Source organism: Pseudarthrobacter sp. MOO13, from assembly GCF_058267655.1.
Genome location: NZ_CM177848.1, coordinates 1,813,845 through 1,838,992 on the forward strand (window position 1 = coordinate 1,813,845; position 25,148 = coordinate 1,838,992).

21 protein-coding genes are annotated in these 25,148 nt (G+C 66.7%); 13 read left to right on the forward strand and 8 right to left on the reverse strand.

The annotated features are described in order from the left end of the window. Window positions 1-5: 5 nt before the first annotated feature. A complete protein-coding gene (locus AC4EEO_RS08455; protein WP_285317997.1) occupies window positions 6-2,018 on the reverse strand; it encodes a M3 family metallopeptidase in 2,013 nt (670 codons plus the stop codon). A gap of 163 nt (window positions 2,019-2,181) precedes the next feature. On the opposite strand from AC4EEO_RS08455, the gene AC4EEO_RS08460 reads away from it, so the two are divergent. Next, entirely contained in the window at window positions 2,182-3,543 is a 1,362-nt protein-coding gene (locus AC4EEO_RS08460) for a ferredoxin reductase family protein (RefSeq protein WP_491340263.1), read from the forward strand. A 28-nt stretch (window positions 3,544-3,571) separates the two neighbouring features. Here AC4EEO_RS08460 and AC4EEO_RS08465 read toward each other — a convergent pair whose 3' ends face one another. Together AC4EEO_RS08465 and AC4EEO_RS08470 are read right to left on the reverse strand one after the other, a co-directional pair. Next, the gene (locus AC4EEO_RS08465; RefSeq protein ID WP_109044529.1) at window positions 3,572-4,327 is read right to left on the reverse strand and encodes a type 1 glutamine amidotransferase; all 756 of its coding nucleotides are present in this window, start codon (window positions 4,325-4,327) and stop codon (window positions 3,572-3,574) included. Then, complete coding sequence (locus AC4EEO_RS08470) at window positions 4,324-5,616, reverse strand: Mur ligase family protein (RefSeq protein ID WP_285246181.1); 1,293 nt, start codon at window positions 5,614-5,616, stop codon at window positions 4,324-4,326. Before AC4EEO_RS08470 ends, AC4EEO_RS08465 begins: the two co-directional genes overlap by 4 nt. A gap of 90 nt (window positions 5,617-5,706) precedes the next feature. Here AC4EEO_RS08470 and pdxT point away from each other — a divergent pair, with 90 nt between their 5' ends. From pdxT to AC4EEO_RS08515, 9 genes are all read left to right on the forward strand, one after another. Beyond that, window positions 5,707-6,417: a pyridoxal 5'-phosphate synthase glutaminase subunit PdxT gene (gene pdxT, locus AC4EEO_RS08475; protein ID WP_109044531.1), complete on the forward strand. Its 711-nt coding sequence runs from the start codon at window positions 5,707-5,709 to the stop codon at window positions 6,415-6,417. Between the two features lie 3 nt (window positions 6,418-6,420). Continuing rightward, the gene (locus AC4EEO_RS08480; protein WP_018761454.1) at window positions 6,421-7,176 is read left to right on the forward strand and encodes a YebC/PmpR family DNA-binding transcriptional regulator; all 756 of its coding nucleotides are present in this window, start codon (window positions 6,421-6,423) and stop codon (window positions 7,174-7,176) included. Window positions 7,177-7,211: 35 nt separating this feature from the next. After that, complete coding sequence (gene ruvC, locus AC4EEO_RS08485; protein WP_018761453.1) at window positions 7,212-7,790, forward strand: crossover junction endodeoxyribonuclease RuvC; 579 nt, start codon at window positions 7,212-7,214, stop codon at window positions 7,788-7,790. Window positions 7,791-7,879: 89 nt separating this feature from the next. Next, complete coding sequence (gene ruvA / locus AC4EEO_RS08490) at window positions 7,880-8,524, forward strand: Holliday junction branch migration protein RuvA (RefSeq protein ID WP_285246180.1); 645 nt, start codon at window positions 7,880-7,882, stop codon at window positions 8,522-8,524. Further along, window positions 8,517-9,602 (forward strand): Holliday junction branch migration DNA helicase RuvB, encoded by a 1,086-nt coding sequence (gene ruvB, locus AC4EEO_RS08495; RefSeq protein WP_018761451.1) that lies wholly within the window; start codon window positions 8,517-8,519, stop codon window positions 9,600-9,602. The genes ruvA and ruvB overlap by 8 nt, the downstream gene beginning before the upstream one ends. Window positions 9,603-9,811: 209 nt before the next feature. Beyond that, complete coding sequence (gene yajC / locus AC4EEO_RS08500; RefSeq protein ID WP_018761450.1) at window positions 9,812-10,207, forward strand: preprotein translocase subunit YajC; 396 nt, start codon at window positions 9,812-9,814, stop codon at window positions 10,205-10,207. A gap of 100 nt (window positions 10,208-10,307) precedes the next feature. After that, entirely contained in the window at window positions 10,308-12,065 is a 1,758-nt protein-coding gene (gene secD / locus AC4EEO_RS08505) for a protein translocase subunit SecD (RefSeq protein ID WP_018761449.1), read from the forward strand. After that, complete coding sequence (gene secF / locus AC4EEO_RS08510) at window positions 12,065-13,081, forward strand: protein translocase subunit SecF (protein WP_109044535.1); 1,017 nt, start codon at window positions 12,065-12,067, stop codon at window positions 13,079-13,081. The genes secD and secF overlap by 1 nt, the downstream gene beginning before the upstream one ends. A 147-nt stretch (window positions 13,082-13,228) precedes the next feature. Then, window positions 13,229-15,619, forward strand: a complete 2,391-nt coding sequence (locus AC4EEO_RS08515) for a RelA/SpoT family protein (protein WP_491340264.1) — start codon at window positions 13,229-13,231, stop codon at window positions 15,617-15,619. Here AC4EEO_RS08515 and AC4EEO_RS08520 read toward each other — a convergent pair. The 3 genes from AC4EEO_RS08520 to AC4EEO_RS08530 all read right to left on the reverse strand — a co-directional run bounded on the left by AC4EEO_RS08520 (window position 15,500) and on the right by AC4EEO_RS08530 (window position 18,770). Continuing rightward, window positions 15,500-16,273, reverse strand: coding sequence for a type IV toxin-antitoxin system AbiEi family antitoxin (locus tag AC4EEO_RS08520; RefSeq protein WP_285246178.1), 774 nt, complete (start codon window positions 16,271-16,273; stop codon window positions 15,500-15,502). The genes AC4EEO_RS08515 and AC4EEO_RS08520 overlap by 120 nt on opposite strands. Window positions 16,274-16,366: 93 nt before the next feature. Beyond that, window positions 16,367-17,884 carry a DUF349 domain-containing protein gene (locus AC4EEO_RS08525; RefSeq protein WP_491330000.1) on the reverse strand — a complete coding sequence of 506 codons (1,518 nt, stop codon included), beginning with the start codon at window positions 17,882-17,884 and terminating at the stop codon, window positions 16,367-16,369. A gap of 67 nt (window positions 17,885-17,951) precedes the next feature. Then, entirely contained in the window at window positions 17,952-18,770 is an 819-nt protein-coding gene (locus AC4EEO_RS08530) for a peptidylprolyl isomerase (RefSeq protein ID WP_018761445.1), read from the reverse strand. A gap of 226 nt (window positions 18,771-18,996) precedes the next feature. Here AC4EEO_RS08530 and hisS point away from each other — a divergent pair, with 226 nt between their 5' ends. Further along, window positions 18,997-20,367 carry a histidine--tRNA ligase gene (hisS, locus tag AC4EEO_RS08535; RefSeq protein WP_491329999.1) on the forward strand — a complete coding sequence of 457 codons (1,371 nt, stop codon included), beginning with the start codon at window positions 18,997-18,999 and terminating at the stop codon, window positions 20,365-20,367. Here the strand turns inward: hisS and AC4EEO_RS08540 are convergent. Then, on the reverse strand, window positions 20,364-21,629 hold the full coding sequence (locus AC4EEO_RS08540; protein ID WP_491329998.1) for an APC family permease: 1,266 nt from the start codon (window positions 21,627-21,629) through the stop codon (window positions 20,364-20,366). The genes hisS and AC4EEO_RS08540 overlap by 4 nt on opposite strands. A gap of 97 nt (window positions 21,630-21,726) precedes the next feature. Between AC4EEO_RS08540 and aspS the strand changes: the two genes are divergently transcribed. Together aspS and AC4EEO_RS08550 are read left to right on the forward strand one after the other, a co-directional pair. Continuing rightward, window positions 21,727-23,508 (forward strand): aspartate--tRNA ligase, encoded by a 1,782-nt coding sequence (gene aspS, locus AC4EEO_RS08545; RefSeq protein ID WP_109044539.1) that lies wholly within the window; start codon window positions 21,727-21,729, stop codon window positions 23,506-23,508. Window positions 23,509-23,591: 83 nt separating this feature from the next. Continuing rightward, on the forward strand, window positions 23,592-24,413 hold the full coding sequence (locus tag AC4EEO_RS08550; RefSeq protein ID WP_491329997.1) for a GNAT family N-acetyltransferase: 822 nt from the start codon (window positions 23,592-23,594) through the stop codon (window positions 24,411-24,413). 17 nt (window positions 24,414-24,430) lie between these two features. Here AC4EEO_RS08550 and AC4EEO_RS08555 read toward each other — a convergent pair whose 3' ends face one another. Then, window positions 24,431-25,099, reverse strand: a complete 669-nt coding sequence (locus tag AC4EEO_RS08555; protein ID WP_491329996.1) for an acVLRF1 family peptidyl-tRNA hydrolase — start codon at window positions 25,097-25,099, stop codon at window positions 24,431-24,433. Between the last annotated feature and the right edge of the window lie 49 nt (window positions 25,100-25,148).

Consider the following 25,148-nt stretch of genomic DNA (forward strand, 5'->3'; position numbering starts at 1 on the left):
CGGCGTTACTCCAGGCCGCGGCGCTTGAGCAGCGGATCCAGCCGGGCGTCCCGGCCGCGGAAGGCCCGGAAGGACTCCAGCGGGTCGCGGCTGTTGCCGCGGGAGAGCAGTTCGGTGCGGAAGAAGTCCCCGTTGGCCCGGGACAGGCCGCCGTTCTCCTTAAACCACTCGACGGTCTCGGCGTCGAGCACCTCGCTCCAGATGTAGGAGTAATAACCTGCCGCGTAGCCCGCCCCCGCGAAGATGTGCTGGAAGTACCCGGTCCGGTACCGCGGCGGAATCAGGCGGTGTCCGACTCCGGCCGCTGCAAGGGCCTTCGCCTCAAAGGCAAGTGCGTCATCAGGGATATCTCCCGGCTCCAGCACGTGCCAGGCGAGGTCGAGAAGTGCCGCGCCGAGGTACTCCGTGGTGGCGAAACCTTCTCCCCACAACCGCGATTCGTCCAGCCGCTCCACGACGGCCCGGGGCAACGGCTCCCCGGTGACGTGATGGCGGGCGTAGTTGGACAGCACGTCGGGCCACATGATCCACATTTCGTTGACCTGGGATGGGTACTCAACAAAATCCCGCGGCACGGACGTCCCGGCGAAGCGCGGATAGGTGACCGCTGACAACAGGCCATGGAGTGCGTGGCCGAATTCGTGGAACAAGGTGCGCAGCTCATCCAGGGTCAACAGCGTGGGTTCACCGGCCGCCGGTTTGGAAATATTGAGGGTGTTGATCACCACGGGCCTGGACTCCAGCAGCGCCGACTGTTCAACGAGCGAGTTCATCCATGCCCCGCCGCGCTTGGTTTCGCGGGCGAAGTAGTCACCGAGGAACAGGCCCAGGCCGGCGCCGTCTTCATCGCGGACCTCCCAGATCCGTACGTCCGGGTGGTAGCCCTGGAGGTCGGTCCGCTCGTGGAACGTGATCCCGTACAGTGCTGTGGCGGCGAAGAAGACGCCGTCCGTGATGGCCCGGTCCAGTTCGAAGTACGGGCGTAGGGCCTGTTCGTCGACGTCGTACTTGTCCCGCCGCACCATGGCCGAATAGAAAGCCCAGTCCCAGGGTTCCAGGGGGTGGCCGGCAATTTCCGCCAGGGCTGCCGCCTCGGCGTCGGCATTGCGGACGGCAGCCGGGGCCATCCGGTTCAGCATGGTGTGGACCGCCTGGAAGTCAGGTGCCGTTTGCCGGTCCGCCACGAGCTCGGCGTAATTGGCGAAGCCCAACAGCCGGGCTTTCTCGGCCCGCAGGCCGGCCGTGGACCGGGCCAGGTCCAGGACGTCCAGGCTGCTGCCATCGCTTCCCCGCGCCACCGATGCTTCGAACAGGCGGCGCCGGACATCCCGGTCCTGCAGCGCCGCCAGGGCCGGCTGGTTGCTGGGTTGGATCAGGGTCAGCAGGAACTTCCCCTCGTGCCCAGCGGTGCGGGCGGCCTCGGCGGCGCTGGCGACATCGTCCGCCGGCAGGCCCGCCAGGTCGCTGGCATCATCGAGCAACAGGGCGGCCGATTTCATCCCTTCCTTCACCCGCTGCCCGAATTCGGTGCCCAGCCGGGCCAGCTCGGCGTTGATGGCCCGCAGGTGTTCCTGGCCGGCGTCGTCCAGCTGGATGCCGGACTGGCGGAACTCCTTGAGGTATTCCTCCACCAGCCGGCCTGATTCGGCGTCGAGGCGGTCGGTGTCGATCGCGGAAAACCTGTCGAACAAGGCCCGATTGAGATATATCTCGTCCTGGTGGGCTGAAAGGAGCGGCGACAGTTCCGTTTCCAGTTCCCTGATCCGCGGCGAGGCGTCGGCGGAAACCAGCGTGAAGAAGGCAGCTGCCGCCCGGTTCAGCAGTTGCCCCGAGCGCTCCATGGCAAGTGCAGTATTTTCGAAGGTCGGGGCCTCTTCAGAGTCTGTGATGGCGTTGATCTCGCGCACGTGTTCCGCCAACCCTGCCCTGACGGCCTCCCCGTAGTGCTCAGCGGTGAGGACTGCAAAGGGCGGCAGGCCATACGGCAAGGGACTCGGGGTCAACAGCGGGTTCGTCATGGGGTAAACCTTTCACAGCAGGCCACGCTTCTCAATTATCCGAAAAGGCGGCTGCGGCGCGTGGCCCTCCCTAGAATTGCGAGTGCGTGCCACGAACGGCCCGCACTTTGCGTGTCCTTTGCCTGGATCCGCAGCAGGTTGCCACCACGAAGGGATCCGGCCAATGACCAAGCCTGCCAAGAGGCCACGGGCCGCCATCCTGGGAATGCCCCTCCGCTGGATGGGTCCCGGGGCGGTGCTGGTGTTGGCAGTGGCGTACGCCTTGTTCTGGTACGCGGTGCGTCCGGCGGGGGAACCTGTCCTTGGCTACGTGGGTCAGCTTTTCGGCGGGGAGTCGGTCCTGCTGTACTCGATCGCCCTGGTCCTGGTCAGCACGCTCCCGCACGTCGAACCGATTTTTGGCGGAATTGACCACGCGGCCATCTGGCACCGGAGGGCGGCCATCACGGCAACTGTCCTGTTGCTGCCGCACATTGAATTTGCGGCCAGCCCCGAGGCCACGAGCCTGGGCAAAACGCTGGCCGTGGTGGCCATCTGCGGCCTTATGGCGCTGGTGGTGTGGGCTGTCCTCCCGCGGTGGCGGACCATGCTTCCGGCGGCCGCCCGCCGCGTCGTCATCGCCTCGCTGCAAACCCGGGCCTTCCAACTGGCAGGCCGCGTGCTCGGTGGCTATGAACGCTGGCGCGGCTTCCACCGGCTGACCGGACTGTTCGTGGCTGCCGGATTCCTGCACGGCCTGCTGGATGCCAGCGCCTTCGAGGCGGCCCCCGCGTTGCGGTGGAGCTACGTGGCCATCGGGGCGACGGGTCTGGCGTTCTATGCCTATCGGGAGCTGCTTTCCCGCCACTTCCTGCCGCACCACGATTACCAGGTATCGGGCGTCCGGACGGTCGCTGCGGACCTGGTGGAGGTGGCCCTCCGTCCCCTGGGCCGCCCCCTGGGTTTCAAACCCGGGCAGTTTGCCATGATCTACCTGGAAACGGCAGAAGGCTGGCAGCGGCATCCATTTTCCATTTCCGGGCCCGCGGGCGAGGGCGGCATCAGCATCACGGTGAAGGCTCTGGGGGACCACACCACCAGGCTTCCGGACGTCATCCAGCCGGGGATGCCGGCGGTGGTCGGCGGCCCCTACGGACGTTTCGACCGGCACCGCGGCACATTTGACCAGGTCTGGATCGCCGGCGGCGTGGGCATCACGCCGTTCCTCAGCTGGCTCCGGTCACTCGACGGGGAACTGCATGAAAACGTCCATTTCTTCGTCACGTCGGCGGGACCCTCCCCGTTCGCCGACGAGATCGCCGCCGTCGCCAGGAACCATCCGCGGCTTATGGTCCACATGGTGGACACCGCGGCGGACGGCCGCCTGACCCCTGAGTTGGTCCTGGAAGCCGTGGGCACCGAACCGCGCAGGCTGTCGGTGTTCATGGGCGGCCCGGACACCATGCTGCGCCAGTTCCGGAAGGCCTTCCGGGCAGCCGGAGTCCGCCGGGCCAACATCCACCGCGAGTATTTTCAATGGCGCTAGGCGGCGGCGCCCGCGTGCGGCAGTGACTTTAGCGGGGCCTGCGGGCTGCGTGCTCCCGCGCCAGGACAGCGTAGGCATCGTCCGGTGTTCCGGGGGAGAAGCTGCCGAACTTTCGTTCTGCCGCGGTCCGGATCAGGAAGTCTGCAATGGCCGGGTTCTTCGGCAGCAGGGAACCGTGCAGGTAGCTGGCCACAATATTGCGGTACCGGGCACCTTCGTGGCCGTCAGTGCTGTTGTTTCCTGTGCCCTTGGGAACCGTGCCCAGGGGCCTGACCCCGCTGCCCAGGGTGGTTTGCCCGCTGTGGTTTTCGTAGCCAAGGACTTCGCCGAACTCGCTGGTTGACACCTTGACATTACCGATCAGGCGCTCGTCCGTGCCGTGGGTTTCGACGTCAAGGATGCCGATACCCGGAATCACTGCACCGGTGCGGGTCTTGAAGAAGCGGCCAAAAAGCTGGTAGAGGCCGCAAATGACCAGCATGGGCGCCCCTTCTTCGGCCAGTTCCCGCAATTCGCCGGCCCGGGCCTGCAGATCGTCCTGGATCACCAGCTGCCCGCTGTCCTGGCCGCCACCACCGACGATGATGTCCACATTGTCGGGAAAAGGATCGCCCACGTTGTATTCAAGGACATCGGGCGTGTAGCCGTGCCAGGCGATCCTGCGTTGCAGGACCAGGGCGTTGCCCCAGTCGCCGTAAATGTTCATGTCCCGCGGGTAGAGCTGCACCACGCGGAGCGTGCCCTTGGACGGAGCGGCAGCGGTCGAGGCTTCGGCTGGGTTCACGAGACAACCTCCACGGTGGTGATTTTGGCCAGCTCACGGCGGATGGCCAGCATGGCGGTGTATGTGCAGAAGATCCGCTTGGGCTTCCCGCGTCCTTCCCTGATGAAAGCCGCCAGTGCGGGGGCGATCTCGGGCTGGACAGCGCCGATACGGACGTCGTCGTACTGCAGCCGGAGGGCCATGTCATAGGCCCTGGAACCGGTCAGCTGGTCAACACCTTCGGCCCGGAGCGAATCGAATTCCACATCCCACAGCCAGGACATGTCCCGGCCGTCGGCGTAGTTGTCATTGATCGCGATCATGGTGGCATACCCGCCGGCCGGGAAGGACTTGAGCCCCAGCCGGAATCCGCTCGGGTTCTTCACCAGGACAAGGTCGAGTGGCAGTCCATCGACGGTCAGGCTTTCGCCGCGTCCAAACGCGGGCGCCACCCGGGAGAGCGCCTCCAACAACGTGGCGTGGTTGGCGGTGGCGGCTCCGCCGCCGCAAATGCTGCGGGCCAGCGTCAATGCCGCCGCGGCGTTGAAGATGTTGTATACGCCCCGCAGCTTCATCGCCGTGGTGACCGTTCCGCCGTCGTACGCAAACTCGGCGCTGTCCGCGCCCACCTTCAGCAGTACGACGTCGGCCGGCGGCTTTGCGGGCAGGGCCGCCGGAGCAGGGCTGCCGGGGGCTGCGCGCATGTCGTCGTCGTTGGGAAAGGTTCCCAGCAACGATTCGTCCAGGCCGAAGTACTTGACCTCCTGGCCGGTGAGGGTGTCCGCGATGCGTGCCACCCGCGGGTCCTCACGGTTCAGGACAACGGTTCCGGTGGTCTTGGCGGCGATGTGCTGGAGCAGCTGGGCGGTCTTGTCGATCTCGCCAAAGCGGTCCAGCTGGTCGCGCAGCACATTCAGCAGCAGGCAGTAGCGGGGCGGGACGCTGTTCACGAAGTGCACCGCGTGGGCTTCGTCGAGTTCCAGGACCGCGACGTCGGCGTCCAGCCGGCCACGCCAGTCCACTTCGCCCAGGAGCGCCGCCGCCACGCCGCGGGTGAAGTTGCTGCCGGTGCGGTTGGTGAAAACCTTCAGACCCTGGCTTTCGAGCAGTTCAACCACCATTTTCGTGGTGGTGGTCTTGCCGTTGGTGCCGCTGACGACGGCCACGCCGTGGGGGAGGGTGCTGAGCGTCCGCCGCATGAACCCGGGATCGATTTTCTCGACCACCAGGCCCGGCAGGGCCGAGCCGCCGCCCCGAAGCCGGGATACCCGGCGGACCAGCTTGCCGAGCGGAACACTGAAGAAGACCATGTTTTGAATATATCCCAGCAACGGCATGCAACCGCTGCCGGAAAGGTGCTGCCGGACCGCGGGCCGCGGGCCTGGCCGTATGCTGGAGGGATGACAAATCCCCCTTCAGCGGCTCCTGCGCGCGCGGGAGCAGGCCTGCGGATCGGTGTCCTGGCCCTGCAAGGCGATTTCCGCGAGCATCTCCACGCGGCCGAGGCCACCGGCGCCCGCGGCGTGCCGGTGCGGCGCCCCCGGGAGCTGGACGGCCTGGACGGCCTCATCATCCCCGGCGGAGAATCGACCACCATCGACAAGCTCGCCCGGGCCTTCGAGCTCGCCGATCCGCTCCGGAAGTACATCGCCGAAGGGCTCCCCGTCTACGGCTCGTGCGCCGGGATGATCCTGCTCGCCTCGGACATCGCGGATCCCGCAACCGATCTCTCCGGCGCCCCGCAGCAGACATTCGGAGGACTGGACATCACCGTCCGCCGCAACGCGTTCGGGCGCCAGCGGGAGTCCTTCGAAACCGACCTGGACTTCAAGGGGCTGGACTTCAGCGCCACCGAATCCGGGGTGGCCCCTGTGCACGCCGTCTTCATCCGTGGCCCGTGGGTGGAGCGGGTGGGCCCGGGAGTGGAAGTCCTCGCCCAGGTTGAGCCGGCGGACCCGGAGCACGCCTCCCACGCCGTCCCGCTGCCCGGGGCGGCTAGAATTGTGGCAGTGCGTTCCGGCCAGCTGCTGGCCACCTCCTTCCACCCGGAAGTGACTGGCGAAAAACGCGTACACGAACTTTTTATCCGCATGATCAGAGGAGAAGCGTAAAGCATGTCAGGCCACTCCAAATGGGCGACGACCAAGCACAAAAAGGCGATCATTGACAGCCGCCGCGCAAAGTCGTTCGCCAAGCTGATCAAGAACATCGAAGTAGCCGCCCGGATGGGCGGCCCGGACCTCGCGGGCAACCCGGGCCTGGAACTGGCGGTAACCAAGGCCAAGAAGACCTCGGTCCCCAACGACAACATCGATCGCGCCATCAAGCGCGGCGCCGGCCTCACCGGCGAAGTGGTGGACTACACCGAGATCATGTACGAGGCCCGTGGCCCCCAGGGCTCGGCGCTGCTGATCGAGTGCCTCACGGACAACAAGAACCGCGCGGCCTCCGAGGTCCGCCTGGCCATCTCCCGCAACGGCGGCACCATTGCCGATCCCGGGTCGGTCAGCTACCTCTTCACGCGCAAGGGCGTGGTTAACCTGCCCAAGAACGGCCTGAGCGAGGACGACGTCCTGATGGCCGTGCTGGACGCAGGCGCCGAGGAAGTGAAGGACAACGGCGAGACCTTCGAGATCCACTCGGAACCGGGTGACCTGCAGGCCATCCGCGAGGCGCTGACGGAAGCCGGCATCGAATACGACACCGACGAGGTGGAGTTCGTCCCGTCGATGCAGGTGGAACTCGACGTCGACGGCGCCCGGAAGTTCCTGAAGCTGGCAGACGCCCTCGAAGACCTCGACGACGTCCAGAACGTCTACAGCAACGCCGACCTCAGCGACGAAGTCCAGGCTGCCCTGGAATCAGAGTGACGTCCCGCCTTGCCAACTAAGACCCGGCACCGGCGTTGACGCTCCGCGTCCTGGGCGTCGACCCCGGCCTGACCCGTTGCGGGATCGGCGTGGTGGACGTCGAGCGGAACCGCAGGGCCACCATGGTGGCCGTCGGTGTGGTGGGCACCTCGCCCGAGGAATCGCTGGACCGGCGGCTGCTGGTGATCGCCACCGCCATCGACGAGTGGCTGGACCGGTACGAACCCGAGGTCCTCGCCGTCGAACGCGTCTTTTCGCAGCTGAACGTCAGCACCGTCATGGGCGTGGCGCAGGCGTCCGGCGTCGTCATCGCGGCGGCCGCCCGCCGCGGCATCCCGGTGGCCCTCCATACGCCGTCGGAAGTGAAGGCGGCGGTCACCGGGAGCGGTTCGTCCAACAAGGACGCCGTGACCAAGCTGGTCACCAAGATCCTCCGCCTCGAGGCGCCGCCGCGGCCGGCTGATGCCGCCGACGCGCTGGCTCTGGCCATCACCCACGCGTGGCGGGCCGGGAGCGGTGCGGCCGTGGCGACCACCGGGCCGGGCAGTTCGTCCTTGACGCCGGCCCAGCGGGCGTGGGCCGAAGCTGAGGCCAAGGCGCGCCGCGCACGCTGAATGTCCCTGCCGCTTGCTAGGGTATTCGTAGATATGTTCGGATAGCCGGGTGCTCACTGCGAGGCCGGCGATACAACGGGAGCCCGGCCTTGATCAGTTTCCTCCGCGGAACCGTAGCGCACGTCGGCCTGTCCACGGCCGTCATCGACCTCAATGGCGCAGGCATGAGCGTGAACGCGACGCCGCAGACCCTCAGCCGGCTGCAGGTGGGTGAACAGGGGCAGCTCTTCACGTCACTGATCGTACGGGAGGATTCGCTGACGCTTTTCGGCTTCGCCTCCGACGACGAACGCGAGGTTTTCGACGTCCTGCTCAGTGTCAGCGGGGTCGGACCCAGGCTTGCCCTTGCCGTGCTGGCGGTCCATGAGCCGGAGGCTATCCGCGTCGCCGCGCACACGGGGGACAGCAAGACGTTCACCAAGGTTCCGGGGATCGGTCCCAAGGTGGCGGGCCGGATCGTGCTGGAGCTGGCCGGCAAGCTTGTTCCGCACGGGACCGCTCCCTCGGCCGGTGCCGCAACCCCCGCCGAGGCCGCCTGGAAGCCGCAGGTAATCGCGGCGATGACCAGCCTTGGCTGGTCTGAAAAAGACGCGTCGGGCAGCATCGAGAAGGCCTTGGCCGACGAACCCGAGGTCTCCTTCCGCGGCAATGTTCCGGAGATCCTGCGCACCACGCTCCGCTGGTTGGGCCAGGACGGTGCCCGGGCAGGCAACCGCGTAGGCAGCCGTGGCTGAACCGTCCCTGGTTGCGGCGGGGGAGGAGCCGGAAGAGCGGGCCATCGAGGCGGCGCTGCGGCCTAAGAACCTCGATGATTTTGTTGGGCAGCACCGGGTCCGCAAGCAGCTGTCCCTGGTGTTGCAGGCCTCCCGGATGCGCGGGCGGACGGCGGACCACGTGCTGTTTTCGGGGCCTCCCGGCCTCGGCAAGACCACGCTGGCCATGATCGTTGCCGCGGAGATGAATGCGCCCTTGCGGCTCAGCAGCGGCCCCGCCATCCAGCATGCCGGCGACCTTGCTGCGATCCTGTCCTCCCTGTCGGAGGGCGAGGTGCTGTTCCTGGACGAAATCCACCGCATGTCCCGGCCCGCAGAAGAGATGCTCTACATGGCCATGGAAGACTTCCGCGTGGACATCGTGGTGGGCAAGGGCGCCGGCGCCACCGCCATTCCGTTGGAACTCCCGCCGTTCACCCTGGTGGGTGCCACCACCAGGGCCGGGCTGCTCCCGGGACCGCTCCGGGACCGGTTCGGCTTTACCGGCCACCTCGAGTTCTACTCCGTTCCCGAACTTGAGCTGGTCCTGCGGCGCTCCGCCGGCTTGCTGGACCTGAAAGTGAACTCCGCGGGCTTCGCCGAAATCGCAGGCCGTTCCCGCGGCACCCCCCGCATTGCCAACCGGCTCCTGCGCCGGGTCCGGGACTGGGCGCTGGTGCACGGCATCGAGCAGATCGACTCACGGGCAGCTTCAGCCGCCCTGGACATGTACGAAGTGGACAAGAAGGGCCTTGACCGGCTGGACCGGGCCGTCCTTGAGGCCCTGATCACCAAGTTCGGCGGCGGCCCCGTAGGCCTGTCCACGCTCGCCATCGCCGTCGGTGAAGAAACCGAAACCGTGGAGACGGTGGCGGAACCCTTCCTGGTCCGCGAGGGCCTGCTGGGGCGGACCCCCCGCGGCCGGATCGCCATGGCGCCCGCCTGGACGCACCTGGGCTACGCCATCCCGTCGGGAGTCTTCGCGCAGGAACAGCTGGACCTTTTCGATTCCGGGGAAGAAGCCGCCGGCGCCGGCGAATGGGCCCCGGAAGGCCAATAGCAGGCTGCCTTCAGCTTTTCCCTTTAGACTGGTATGACGCCCGGCACGTTCGGCGCTTTGTTTCGCCGGTGGCCCTGACGCCTCCGTCGCTTGGGGAAGGAACCGTCAGGCTTTGCCTGCATCTACTTCCCGCCCCGGCTGAAGCGAGGCCGACGTCGCTGGAAAACCGGCAACACCCACGCAAAAGAACGGAATTCCCCTTGGATCCAATGTCAATTCTCCTGTTCGTCATGCTCGGCGTCTTCATCTTCATGATGTTCCGCCGCAACAAGAAGACGCAGCAGCAGCAGGCAGAGCTCCAGTCGAAGTTTGCCCCGGGCGTGGAGGTCATGACCAGCTTCGGCCTTTTCGGCCGGATCGTGGACATCGACGAAGCAGAGAACAAGGTCACCCTTGAACTGTCCCCCGGAAACCTTGCCACCGTGCACCGCCAAGCGGTGACCAAGGTGGTCGAGCCTGCAGCTGAGCCGGCCGCCGCCTCGCCTGCCGTCCCCGACGATGCTTCCTCGCTCACCACCCCGGAGACGGGCAGCCCAGTGACGGGCACTGAGACTCCCGAGGAAACCCTGAAGCGCCTCAACGACGAGGGCAAGAAGGACAGCTAGGCCCGCTGGCTCCTTTCCTCCCTCTACCGCTGCGGATTGCCGCCGGCGCAGGCTGCAGCCCGCGCCGGCGGTTCTTCCGCGAATAAGAGAAAGATCGACAATGGCACGAACTGGCCGCAAGAAACCAGGGCTGCGCGTCCTGGTCTGGCTTGGCGTACTCCTGGCAGCACTGACCGCCGTCCTGGCGGGCGGCACCATCGCCGGACAAGCCAGCTGGGCACCCAAACTGGCCCTGGACCTCGAAGGCGGCACCCAGATGATCCTGGCGCCGAAGGTTGAGGGTGGTTCGGACATTAACGAACAGCAACTCAACCAGGCCGTGGCGATCATCCGCCAGCGCGTGGACGGCTCCGGCGTCTCCGAAGCGGAAATCAGCACCCAGTCCGGCCGCAACGTGGTGGTCAGCCTTCCCGGCACGCCGTCGGCTGAAACCCGGAACCTGATCCAGGCATCCGCCGACATGAACTTCCGCCCCGTGATCCTAAACGGTGACGGAGCAGCAGTGCCGCCGGAATCACAGACCCCGGACGACCAGCTGCCCAAGCCGACCGCTGCGCCGGCCAACAGCAGCGACACCAACTGGATCACGCCGGAAATCTACAAGCAGTTCGAAGCGCTGGACTGCAACAGCCCCGCAGCCGAGAAATCACAGCGGTCAGATCCCACCAAGCCATTGGTAACCTGCGAACCCGCCACCGCCAAAACCCCTGCCATCAAGTACATTTTGGGGCCGGTGGAGGTCAAGGGAACGAACATCGTCACCTCGTCCTTCCAGCTGCAGCAGGGCGCGCAGGGCGCGGTCACCAATGACTGGGCCGTGAACATCCAGTTCGACGCCGAAGGCACGGCCAAGTTCAAGGACGTCACCGAGCGCCTGAACCAGTTCTACGTCGCCGCTGGGGGCGAGTCTGGCACCGATCCCAAGTCCCAGTTCGCCATTGTGCTTGACGATCAGGTCATCTCCGCTCCCCGCTCGCTGGCCGTCATCACTGACGGACGCCCGCAGATCACGGGCGGCTTCACCGAGCAAACCGCCAAGGCGTTGTCCGACCAGCTGCGCTTTGGGGCTCTGCCCATCAGCTTCGACATCCAAAGCGAGCAGCAGATTTCGGCCACCCTCGGTGGTGAACAGCTGCGTATGGGCCTTTTGGCCGGCTTGATCGGCCTCCTCCTTGTGGTGGTCTACTCGCTGTTCCAGTACCGGGCGCTCGGATTTGTCACCATCGCATCCCTGGTGGTGGCCGGAGCCCTGACCTACCTGGCCATCGCGATCCTCGGCTGGACCGAGAACTACCGGCTGTCCTTGGCGGGCGTCGCGGGCATTATCGTCGCCATCGGCCAGACGGCGGACTCGTTCATTGTTTACTTTGAACGCATCCGTGACGAACTGCGTGAGGGCCGCGGCCTGGTGTCCGCCGTCGAAAACGGCTGGAAGCGCGCCAAGCGCACCGTCCTGGCCTCCAAGGCGGTCAACCTCCTCGCTGCGCTGGTCCTGTATTTCGTCGCTGTGGGCAACGTGCGGGGGTTCGCTTTCACCCTTGGCCTGACAGCCATCGCCGACCTCATCGTGGTGTTCATGTTCACGCACCCCACGCTGCAGCTCCTGGCGCGCACCAAGTTCTTCGGTGAGGGCCATAAGTTCTCCGGCCTGGATCCGGAGCGGCTCGGAGCGGTGCCCCTGTACCGCGGTGCCGGTCGCATCCGGACCCCGGAGGACCGGCCCATGGCGGTGCGCGGCAAGAATGCCGGTGCCGCAGCTGAGGCCGAACGACGCATGACCATCGCCGAACGGCGCCTGGCAGAGAAGCAGGAACAGCTCGCCGGCTCGTCGAAAACCTCCGCGAAGGAGAACAAGTAATGTCAGGCTTCGCCAGTTTTGGTAACGAGCTCTACACCGGAAAGCGCTCCTACGACTTTGTGGGCGCCAAGAAGATCTGGTTCCTCATCGCTGCCGTGGCAGTGGCCCTGTCCATCCTCATCCCGGTGGCCAAGGGCGGCTTCAACCTCGGCATCGAATTCCGGGGCGGCTCTGAATTCACGGTCTCCAATGTTAAGACGACCGACGCCACCGTGGGTGAGCGCGCCGTCACCGATGTGGTGGCCGGCAGTGTCCCCCGCGTGGCGAACGTCGCGGGCAACACCATGCGGATCCAGACCGACAAGCTGACCGATGACGAAACCCTTAAGATCAAGCAAGGCCTGACCACGGCCTACGGAGTCACCGACAACGAAGTGACATCCACGTTCGTCGGTCCCACCTGGGGTGCTGACGTGACCAAGCAGGCGTTGATCGGCCTGGCGGTCTTCGTGCTCCTCGCGGCGTTGCTGATGGCCCTCTACTTCCGCACCTGGAAGATGTCGCTGTCGGCTCTTGCCGGCATGGCGGTGACGATGTTCATCACCGCCGGGGTCTACGCCCTCAGCGACTTTGAGGTCACGCCGTCGGCCATCATCGGCTTCCTCACGGTTCTCAGCTACTCGCTGTATGACACCGTGGTGGTCTTCGACAAGATCCGGGAAAACACCTCCGGCATTGATGCCTCCACCCGCCGGACCTTCGGCGAGGAGGTCAATCTTGCCGTCAACCAAACCCTGGTCCGTTCCATCAACACCATGATGGTGGCCATCCTCCCCGTCGGAGCCATCCTCTTCATCGGGGCCGGGCTCCTGGGTGCGGGAACCCTGCGCGACCTGTCGCTGGCCTTGTTCGTCGGCATCCTCATCGGCACCGCCGCGACCATCTTCGTGGCCGCTCCGATGTACGCGTGGCTCCGCCAGGGCGAACCGGACCTCGTCAAGCAGGCGCGGCGCGTGGAACAACGGCGGGCGGGTGCGGCGGAACGGCCAGTTCCGGCCTCGCCGGCCCAGGCCTGATCCGCCGCCGACGGCACCCGTTACTCCCGAAAGACCGGGCAACGCATCCTCTGCGTTGCCCGGTCTTCGCATATGCGGGGCCGGTTATAAAAGTCACTGCCTTGGGGAATAGACTGGGGTAATTAAATGGTGGTGAGGGGTGCTTCATTGGAAGAACGATCGGCGTCGGCGCCTACGGCAGAGGATGATAAGAATCCTGCCGGTGTACAGGCCGGTATGGCATCTTCGGCGCGCCCCGGATCGTTGGTTCCCGTGGACAATTCAGGCTCGCGCGCGACGTTTCCCGGCCGCCGTGAGCGCACCAGGTCCCGGCTTGCCCGCCTGACCGGACGGGGGACGGCCACATACTCGCCCATCCTCGAACCCCTGCTGCGGACGGTCCGGGCCAACAATCCCAAAGAGGACTTCGACCTCATCCAGCGCGCGTTCGACGTCGCCGAGCGAAGCCACCGCGGGCAAAAACGCAAGAGTGGCGACCCCTACATCACCCACCCAGTGGCCGTCGCCACCATCCTGGCAGAACTAGGGCTCAGCGGCACCACCTTGGCAGCGGCCCTGCTGCATGACACCGTGGAGGACACCCCCTATACCCTGGCGGACCTGAAGCGGGACTTCGGGCCCGAAGTGGCCGTGCTGGTGGACGGCGTGACCAAACTGGACAAGGTCAGTTTCGGCGAAGCCGCCCAGTCCGAGACGGTCCGCAAGATGGTCGTCGCCATGGCCAAGGACATCCGGGTGCTGATGATCAAGCTGGCGGACCGGCTGCACAATGCGCGCACCTGGCGGTTCGTGTCCGCTGAGTCGTCAGCCCGCAAGGCGCGGGAGACCCTGGAGATTTTCGCTCCGCTCGCGCACCGCCTGGGCATGAACACCATCAAATGGGAGCTGGAGGACCTGTCCTTCGCGGCGCTCTATCCCAAGGTGTACGAAGAGATTGTCCGGATGGTGGGGGACCGGACCCCCGAGCGGGAAAAGAGCCTGGGCGTCATCCGCGACCAGATCACCGAGGACCTGCGTGCCGCCCGCATCAAGGCCACCATCACCGGCCGGCCCAAGCACTATTACTCGATCTACCAAAAGATGATTGTCCGCGACAAGGACTTTGACGACATCAATGACCTCATGGGTGTCCGTGTCCTGGTGGACTCCGTCCGGGACTGTTATGCAGCCCTGGGCACCATGCATTCGCGCTGGAACCCGCTGCCTGGCAGGTTCAAGGATTACATCGCGATGCCCAAATTCAACATGTACCAGTCCCTGCACACCACCGTGATCGGCCCCGGCGGCAAGCCGGTGGAAATCCAGATCCGTACGCACGAAATGCACCGCCGGGCCGAATACGGCGTGGCCGCACACTGGAAATACAAAGACCAGCCGAACCGCACCGCCGTCGGCCCCGGGAGCCCGCGCGACGGCGACATGGGCTGGCTGCGCTCCCTGGTGGACTGGCAGCAGGAGACATCCGATCCGGGAGAGTTCCTGGACTCGCTCCGCTTTGAAATCAACGCCCGCGAAGTGTTCGTCTTCACCCCCAAGGGCGAGGTCATGGCGTTGCCGGCGGGATCGACACCCGTTGACTTCGCCTACGCAGTGCACACCGAGGTGGGGCACCGCACCATCGGCGCCCGGGTCAACGGGAAGCTGGTTCCGCTCAACAGCGAACTGAACCACGGCGACTGGGTGGAGATCTTCACCTCGAAAGCCGAGGGCGCCGGCCCCAGCCAGGACTGGCAGCACTTCGTTAAAAGCGCGCGGGCCCGCAACAAGATCCGGCAGTGGTTCAGCAAGGAACGCCGCGAAGAGGCGATCGACCGCGGCAAGGAACTGCTGACCCGCGCCATGCGGAAGCAGAACCTTCCGCTGCAGCGGCTGATGACACACGAGGCCCTGGCCGCCGTGGCCGAGGAGTTCAAGTACACCGACATCTCCGGCCTCTACGCTGGCGTGGGTGACGGCCACACGTCGGCCCAGTCCGTCATGGAGAAGCTCATCGAGAGCCTGGGCGGCAACGAAAGCGCCGATGATGACGTCGAAGAGGTCAGCATCCCCACCCAGGTCAGCAAGGCCCGCTTCTCCGATTCCGGCGTGGTGGTCCGCGGCGTGGGCGACGTTTGGGTGAAGCTGGCCCGGTGCTGTACCCCGGTGCCGCCGGATCCCATCCTTGGCTTCGTGACCAGGGGTTCGGGCGTTTCCGTGCACCGCACCGACTGCACCAACATCTCCGACCTCAAGGACCAGCCCGACCGGATCGTGGACGTTGACTGGGCGCCCACCCAGTCAAGCGTGTTCCTGGTGGAAATCCAGGTAGAGGCGCTCGACCGCAAATCGCTGCTCTCCGATGTCACCCGCGTTTTGTCGGAGAACCACGTCAACATCCTGGCGGCCAGTGTCCACACGTCCACCGACCGGGTGGCCATCTCAAAGTTCGCTTTTGAAATGGGCGACCCCAAGTACCTCAGCCACGTGTTGAGCGCGGTCCGACGGATCGACGGCGTGTTCGACGTCTACCGCACCACCGGGAACAAGCGCCGGAGCTAGCAGCGCCAGTTTTTCCAGCGCTGCCCGCTTGTGGGGAACCCGGGGTGTGGCTTCGATGGCACGGACAAGCAGCCGGAGTCCCACGTCCTGCTGCGGCCTGGCCAGTAAGGCCGTGAGGGCAGGCAGGGCTCGTTCCGCTTCCACGTGCAGGGCAATATCCAGCGCCGTCCGCAGCGGGGTGGAGACCATCAGGCCGCCCAGGCTGATGACATCGAGCGGACCAAGCTTCACTTCGTGAAGGGTGCAGCCGCGCGTGTTCCGCAGGCTCGATACCCTCCGTTTCGTATCCACCAGCAGTGCAAGCCGGTCAGGTTCCGCGGCGCAACCGAAGATCCAGGCTGCGGTCATCCGGCCGGCCACCACACGTTGCCGTACCGCCGCGGGGACCACGGCGGCGGCCGCCCGCGCCCGGAGCTTCGGCGAGGCGGGCATCCCGGGCAGGGTGTAGCCGTGTTGGTGGAGCCGGGCCAGCAGACCGTCGGCGGCGAGGGACTGCAGTTCGGGCGCAGCAAAGGGAGCCCCTGGGGCGTAGAGCTCCGGAAAACGGGGCGCTGAGGCGGCGTCTGTGCCCTGGAGTTGGCTGCCTGCACCGGGAGTGCCCGCAACGGAAGTGCTGGGTTGCCCGGGAGCCGGAGGAACTGGTGCTGTGGCCATGTCCCCATCCTGCCCGGATGGCCGTTAACGAGCACAGGCCCGGTCCGGGTTATGTGGATAACCGGACCGGGCCCGCGTCAGTCAGGGGAAGCGTCAGGACAGCTCGCTGGCCGAGCGCTGGATCTGGTCCAGCCATGCCTGGCGGGCTTCGAGGGCTTCCTGGGCGGCCTTGATCTTGCGCTGGTCGCCGCTCTTCTCTGCCTTTGCGAGGTCCTCCTGGAGCCCTGCAATGGCGGACTCCAGCTGTGACAGGGCGCTGTTGGTGCGGGCCTTGCGCTCCGGGTTGGACCGCTGCCACTGCTCTTCCTCGGCGTGGCGGACGGCGTCCTCCACCTTCCGCAGGCCTGCTTCAATCCGGCCCATGTCTGCCCGGGGCACCTTGCCTGCTTCTTCCCAACGGTCACGGACGGACTGCAGTGCCTTCTTTGCGGCCGCGAGGTCATTCACCGGGAGGATCGCGTTGGCCTCAGCCAGCAGCTCCTCCTTGACGGCGAGGTTGGCCGTGTACTCCTGGTCAATCTCGTCGTTGGCAGCCTGGCGGGAGGTGAAGAACACGTCCTGGGCGGCGCGGAACCGGGCCCACAGTGCGTCGTCGTCCTTCCGGCTGGCGCGCGGCGATGCCTTCCACTGGTCCATTAGCCGGCGGTACTCTCCGGCGGCGAAGCCCCAGTCCGTCGAGGTGGACAGCGCCTCAGCCTCGGCGATCAGCTTCTCCTTGGCGGCCTTGGCCGCCGAGTTGTTGCTGTCCAGCTGCGAGAAATACGCCCTGCGGTGGCGGTCGAAGACGGTACGTGCAGCCCTGAACCGCTTCCACAGTGCATCCTCGTTGCTGCGGCCCAGCCGGACACCGCTCTTCTGCGCGGCCTTCCAGTTCTCGAACAACTCGTTCATCCGGGCACTGGAAGTCTTCCACTGCGTCTGCGCGGGATCCTGGCCGGAGATCTCCTCCGCTTCAGCCACGATGGCTTCCCTGGCCGCGAGTTCGGCGGCGCGGACGGCGTCGTGCTCGGCCTTTTCGGCTTTCTCGAGTTCCGTGATCTGGCCGGCCAGCTTTTCCAGCCTGGCCTCGGCGGCGCGGAGGTCGCCCACCATGTTTCGCTCGGCGAGCTGCTCGTGCAGGTGGGTCACGGTCTTCTGCATGTCAGTGCTGGGAGCCTTGGAGCTGACCCGCTGTTCCAGGAGCACGATCTGTGCCACGACGTCGTCGTACTTCCGGGCGAAGTAGATCAGGGCTTCCTCGCCGCTGACGCCGGGGTACTGCCCAACCGGGTGCTCACCGCCGTCGATCGTCAGGTAAACGTGGCCGTCCCCTTCCACCCGGCCCCACTTGGAGGCCTCGGCGACGGACGTGCTGGGAGCGGCAGGAACGGGTGCGGCGGCAGGAGCGGCTGCAGCAGGCTTCGGGCGCGACGCAAACGCGGCAGGAGAAGGCGCGGAAGGCCGGGGGCCCGCAGCAGGTGCTGCGGAAGGCGTTTCCTCGGGAGCGGCCTCTTCCGGGGCTGCGGATGCCGGTGGGTTGGTTGCTTCGGTGCCGGCGCCTTCGCTGATGTCCGAGGCCGCCGCCACGGTCAGGTCTGTTGCTGTTTCGTCGGATTTCTGACTGTCTGTCACCGCTAAAAGTCTTTCGCTTGGAGGGAAATACTCACGTACTGCACCGTGTCCGCTTGGGCCCGGCGTCCTACTTCAGAGAAAACGAGTCTATCGTGACTGGTTGGATCGGTGCGCCGTCTGTGTCACTGGCCCCGGGCTTAATACCTGCGGCGGCAATCTTGGTCACTGCGTCCAGCCCGGAGGTCACTTTGCCCACCACCGTGTAGCCGCCGGCAGAGTCAGGATTGATGACAGTGTCCTTGTAGACAATGAAGAACTGCGTGCCGTTTCCGTAGGCGTTGTTGCCGCTCCGCGCCACGGCGATGGTTCCTGCGGGATATTTGTTGTCGGCAGGGGCATTTTCCAAGGGGCCCCAGGTGTAGTTCGGGTCACCCTGGCCGTCACCGTTGGCGGAGCCGCATTGCAGGACACCGAACTGGTCCGCCGTGGTCAAGCGGTGGCAGGTCTTGCCGTTGAAAAAGCCTTGGTCGCTGAGTGACTTGAACACTGCGGCCGCTTGGGGCGCCTTGGTGCCGTCCACTTCCACGCCAAGGGGGCTGCCGTTCAGCGACAGCTCACCGGAGAATGTCTTGCCGGCGGCGGTCTCGGCTGCGGGAATGTTCGCCCCGTTGGATACTTGCGGAGACGGGGTGGCGGAGGCGCTTGCGGACGCCGACGGGTCGGTCAGCCCGGCCTGCGCGGCAGCGTATTCGTCCTCGGTGGGATTTCCGGCGAAGGCGGTGAGTTGAAGCACGACGGCGAGCGCGACGGCGGCGGCTCCCGCGCCGGCGGCCACGAGGTTGTCGCGTTTGCGCCGCTTCTCCTGGCTGCGCCGCAGCTCGCGCTTGGCCTCCATTTGCTGGATGCGCCGTTTTGTTTCGCGGGCACTGCGTGAACTGGCCGCCAAGGGTCCTCCTCGTCGTCGGGCTGCTGATGCCCGGCGGATGGCCGCCGGGCGCAGGTGGGGCCGCCATCAGCGCCGGTCCGCTGCATTAGAGATGCACACGGATGGCGCATAAACTGGCTGCCGCACATAGTTTATGCATGGCTGGCTGTGCTGCCGCCGAACGTCGCCTTGGAGCGGCGCGCGGGCAGCCCCCGGCGCACCTTTCACCGTAAGGAGAACTTTCCCCATGGCACGCACCGCCTCCCTGTCCGGATTCCCCGAGTGGCTTCCCGAGGAGCGGCTGGTGGAGCTGCACGTGCTCGATACCCTGCGCCGGGTCTTTGAACTGCACGGGTTTGCCTCGATCGAAACCCGCGCCGTGGAAACGGTGGGCCAGTTGTTGCGCAAGGGAGAGATCGACAAGGAAGTGTACGGACTCAGCAGGCTGCAGGAGGACGAGAGCGACAACCCCGTCAAGGGCGGCAAGGCCGATCCACACGCCCTTGCCCTGCATTTTGACCTGACGGTTCCGTTTGCCCGGTACGTCGTTGAAAACGCCGGGTACCTGGCGTTCCCGTTCCGCCGGTACCAGATCCAGAAGGTGTGGCGCGGCGAGCGGCCCCAGGAAGGCCGGGCCCGGGAGTTCACCCAAGCGGATATCGATGTTGTGGGCGACGGTGAGTTGCCGTTCCGCTACGACGTGGAGATTGCCCTGGTGATCGCTGAGGCGCTCAGCGCGCTTCCCATCCCGGACTTCCGCCTCCGGATCAACAACCGCAAACTGGCTGAAGGCTTCTACCGGGGGATCGGGCTCGATGACACCGCGGGCGTGTTGCGCAGCATCGACAAGCTCGAAAAAATCGGTCCTGCCAAGGTGGCGGAGCTCCTGAAGACAGAGCTCGGTGCCACCGACGAGCAGGCAGCCAAGGCGCTGCAGCTGGCGGCCATCCGCACGGAAGACACCTCGTTCGTGGCGAAGGTCCGCGCCCTGGGCGTCAGCGACGAGCTCCTGGACGAGGGCCTGGATGAACTGGAGCAGGTAATCGATGCCGCCGTGCAGCGCGCCCCCGGCAAGGTGTTGGCGGACCTGAGCATCGCCCGCGGCCTGGACTACTACACGGGCACTGTCGTGGAGACCGTCCTGGTAGGCCATGAACAGCTGGGATCGATCTGCTCCGGCGGCCGCTACGATGCACTGGCGTCCAAGGGCAACCGGAAGTTCCCCGGGGTGGGCCTGTCCATCGGCGTCACCCGCCTTGTGTCCCGGATCCTCAGCCAGGACCTGGCCAGGGCCTCCCGTTCCGTGCCCACCGCCGTGCTGGTGGCCCTGAGCCACGACGACAGCTGGGGCGCAGCGCAGGACGTTGCTGCTTTGCTTCGCAGCAGGGGCATCCCCACGGAGGTCGCGGCGAAAGCGGAGAAATTCGGCAAGCAGATCAAGTTCGCCGACCGGCGCGGAATCCCGTTCGTATGGTTCACGGACGACGACGGCACGCACCAGGTCAAGGACATCCGGACCGGTGAACAGGTGGTGGCAGCCCCGGAGAGCTGGGCCCCGCCGCTGGAGGACCTCACCGTCCAGGTGAGCACCACGGCCACCGCACCGGCGTCGGCCTAGCGGCCGCGCGGCCGGCCGTGCTGGCGCTGCCTGAAGCGCAGCACCAGCCAACGGCCGGCCATACCCGCGGCCAGGACCGCTGCCATGGTCAGCAGGGGAGCCGGCGGCAGCGTGAAGGCCAGCACCACGCACCCCAGGAAGCCCGCCGCGTTCAGCCAGCGCGGCGCATAGGCCGGATGCGAACCGAGGGTGTAGGCGGAGGCGTTGGCAACGGCGTAATACACCAGCACCCCGAAGCTTGAGAAGCCCACCACGGTCATTACGTCCGTGGTCAGCAGGAGCAGGATCACGACGGCGGCCACGGCCAGTTCCGCGACGAACGGAACGGTGTGCGCCCCGCCCACCCTGGCCAGGGTGCGGGGAAGGTCACCTTCCCGCGCCATGGCCAGCGTCGTGCGTCCGACGCCGGTGATCAGCGCGAGCAGGGCGCCCAGGCATGCGGCGGCGGCGCCCACCTGCACCAGTGGTGCACCCGCCGCCAGCTGCGATGCCAATACCGCGTCCAGGAGGGGAGTCCTGGCAGCAGCGAGCCGGTCTCCCAGGTGGGCCTGCAAAAGTAGGGCCAGCAGCAGGTAGATGGTGAAGGCGGAGGCCAGCGCGGCCAGAATGGCCCGCGGAATGGTGCGGGAGGGATCTTTGACTTCTTCGCCCAGTGTGGCGATCCGCGCGTACCCGGCGAAGGCGAAAAACATCAGCCCGGCTGCCGGCAGGACCCCCGCCGGGCCACCGGAACCCGGACCGGCCGCGTCCGCCGCGGGATGCGGGCCAAGGACTGCGGCAACTCCGACGAACACCAGGGACGCCACGACCACGCACAACAAGATCCGCGTGAGCTGGGCAGTGCGGGTAATCCCCAAGAGGTTGATGCCGGTCAGGGCAACCACGGCAGCGACGGCCACCGGCACGGCATAGCCCGGTGCGACGTAACTGCCGAAAGTCAAGGCCATGGCCGCGCAGGACGCGGTCTTCCCCGTGACGAATCCCCATCCGGCGACAAAGCCGGGCCACTCACCCAGTTGCTTCCGGCCGTAGACATAGGTGCCGCCGCTGGTGGGGTACCGCGCGGCAAGCGCCGCGGAGGCAACAGCGTTGCAGTATGCCACGATACCGGCGAGGACCACGGACCAGGCCAGCAGGTTGCCGGCCAGGGCTGCGGCGGGGGCGAACACCACGAACACGCCGGCGCCCAGCATGGAGCCAAGGCCTATGGCGGTGGCATCGAAGGCGCCGAGCCGGCGTTGGAGCTGCTGGGGTTGGGCCATGAGGCGGCAGTACCTTTCCAGCGGGTAAACTCGGACGGGATCGTTCCCGGAACGATCATATTGAACTTCCCACTGTTTTCCCGCAGAAAGGCGTGCTGTGCTGCGCACACATGACCTCGGATCCCTCCGTTCCGAGCACATTGGACAAACCGTAACCCTGGCCGGCTGGGTGGGCCGCCGTCGTGACCACGGTGGTGTGGCCTTCGTGGACCTGCGCGATGCTTCCGGCGTCTCGCAGGTGGTGGTGCGTGAAGAAGAGGTCTTCCATGGCCTGCGCAACGAGTACGTCCTGCAGGTCAAGGGCACTGTTTCCCGCCGCCCCGAGGGCAACGAGAACCCGGCGCTGGCCACGGGCGAGATTGAGGTCATCGCCGAGGACGTCACCATCCTCAACACGTCGGACCCGCTGCCCTTCCAGATTGACGAGCACGTCGAGGTGGGCGAGGAAGCGCGCCTCAAGCACCGCTACCTCGACCTCCGCCGTCCGGGCCCCAGCCGGAACCTGCGCCTGCGCTCCGAGGCCAACCGCGTGGCCCGTGAATTGCTCCACGACGAGGGCTTCGTGGAGATCGAGACCCCGACGCTGACCCGCTCCACGCCGGAAGGTGCCCGCGACTTCCTGGTTCCGGCCCGCCTGGCACCGGGTTCCTGGTACGCCCTCCCACAGTCCCCGCAGCTGTTCAAGCAGCTGCTGCAGGTGGGCGGCTTTGAGAAGTACTACCAGATCGCCCGCTGCTACCGGGACGAGGACTTCCGCGCGGACCGCCAGCCGGAATTCACGCAACTGGACATCGAGGCCAGCTTCGTGGACCAGGACGACATCATCCGGCTGGGCGAGAACATCGTCAAGGCCGTATGGCAGCTCATCGGTGCCGACATCCCCACCCCCATCGAGCGCATCACCTATGCGGACGCCATGGCGCGCTTCGGTTCCGATAAGCCTGACCTTCGCTTCGGGCAGGAACTGACCGAGCTCACCGAATTCTTCAAGGACACCAACTTCGGCGTCTTCAAGGCCCCCTACGTCGGCGCAGTCGTGATGCCCGGCGGCGCTTCGCAGGCACGCCGCGCCCTGGATGCCTGGCAGGAATGGGCCAAGCAGCGCGGCGCCAAAGGCCTGGCCTACGTCCTCTACAAGGAAGACGGCGAACTCGCGGGCCCCGTGGCCAAGAACCTCACCGACACCGAACGCGCCGGCCTGGCCGACGCCGTCGGCGCCAAGCCCGGCGACTGCATCTTCTTCGCCGCCGGCGAGAAGACGCCATCGCGTGCCCTGCTGGGCGCCGCGCGCGTGGAAATCGGCCACCGCACCGGCCTGATCGACCCCACCGCATGGGCTTTCTGCTGGGTCGTGGACGCACCGATGTTCGAGCCTGCCGCCGCCGCCATCGCCTCCGGTGACGTCGCCGTCGGTGCCGGCAAGTGGACCGCCGTCCACCACGCCTTCACCTCACCGAAGCCCGAGTTCCTGGACACCTTTGACAAGGACCCGGAATCGGCGCTGTCCTACGCTTACGACATCGTGTGCAACGGCAACGAAATCGGCGGTGGCTCCATCCGTATCCACCAGCGTGAGGTCCAGGAACGGGTCTTTGAGCTCATGGGCCTGGACAAGGAAGACGCGCAGACCAAATTCGGCTTCCTGCTGGAGGGCTTCAAGTACGGCGCACCCCCGCACGGCGGCATCGCCTTCGGCTGGGACCGCGTTGTTTCGCTGCTCGCCGGCGTGGAGTCCATCCGCGACGTCATCGCCTTCCCGAAGTCCGGCGGCGGCCATGACCCCCTGACCGAGGCTCCGGCGCCCATTACGCCGCAGCAGCGCAAAGAGGCCGGCGTGGACTTCAAGCCGGAGGCTAAGAAGCCGGAAGAAAAGAAGTAGACGAAGGACGGCAGCCGCAGGGCGCCGTCCGTCACCGAAGGTTCCCCGGGGAAACCGGGGGACCTTCGGCCGTTAAGGAAGGAATGCCGGTGGCGAGCCCGGACGATGTGAAACCCAGTGCCCTGGAACTCGAATCTGCCATGGATGCAGCGTGGCCGGCCCGGGAACGGCAGGAGGCCGGAAACTGGGTGCTCCGGGCGGCGGATGGCGTCACGCAGCGGGCCAACTCCATCTGGCCGCGTGTCCTGGAGGACGGCCACTCCGACGGCGACCTGGCCGCCTTGCTCGCCGAAGCAAGGGCCTGGTACCGCCTCCGCCGGCTGCCCGTGATCTTCCAACTGTTCGACCACCCCGCCACGGCAGCGCTCCAGGACCTGCTCGACGCCGAGGGGTTCACCCGCCAGTCCGAGACCGTGGTCATGACACGCAGCGCGGCCGCGGGCGGTACCCCTGAAGGCGGCCATAACGGCGCGGCGGTTGAACTGGCACCGATGCCGTCCGAGGACTGGCTGCGGGTCTGGTGGGAGGTGGACGGCCGCGGCGGCAAGGATGCCTTGGGCACCGCACGGGCAATCCTCGAAGGTTGCCCGTCGCTGTACGCCCTGGCGCGGGACAGCGACGGCCGCGCCGCCGCCGTCGGACGCCTTGCCATGCCTGCCGGCAGCACCCTCGGTGGGGTGTATGGCATGGCCACACGGACTGGCGCGCGCCGCAAGGGGTTTGCGGCAGCCATTCTCCATGCGCTGCTGCATGCCGGCGTCGACCACGGTATGACGGACTTCTGGCTGCTGGTGACGGCGCAGAACCATGGTGCCCGGGAGCTCTATTCAAGGGCGGGCTTCAGTGAGTACGGGCGCTACCTGTACCGCCAGGAGCGGCCCCGCCGGCCGCTGACGGGCTGCTGACCAGGCGGCGGCCCACGTTAGCCGGACGGGTCGGTTACCGTGACCCGGACGGAGCAGGCGTGCGCCGCCGCCTTCTTCAGCACGGCCGCCCGCGGCTCAGTGACGTTGAGATGTGCGAGCCGGGGCAGCGGGAGATAGGGCCGCAACGGCGGTTGCTGCAGGACAAGGTCAGCCAGGGCCCGGTCACCGCCCGGCACCACGTACTCGAACGGCGCACCACCGAATACCCCAGCCGCTTGTTCCGCCACGGAGGCCACCAAGGCATCCGCCTGGTTGGAACGGCGCCGGGCAAACCGCTGCTGGGACTGGCCGCCCGCCGCGGTACGCGACTGAACGTACCGGGTCCCGGCCTTGGACGCCAGCAGCATGCCTTCGCATGCCACCCCGACGCCGTAGCCGCCCCGACGCACCAGGAGCAGTCCCAGCCGGCGCGGCTGGGACGCAAGGGCGGCCAGCCGATCCACCGGGCCGTTGCCGCGTCCGGGACGGCCGTCAGCCGGCCACGGCGCCTGCAGGAGCGCCTCAGTGCCGTCAGCGGCCAAAAGCCGGAGACCGTCGTCGTCATCCCGCAACCGGAAGCCGCCGTGGGAGGAGCCGAAGCGTTCCACCCAGCCGGCCAGCCGGGCGCCGGCCACGAATGCCGTCCGGACCGATGGCGGGCCGCCGGCGGAAGCGGTGGCGGGCATAAGTGTTCCTTCGCTGTGGTGGGGGCGGGAAAATGCAGGAGGGGACTGG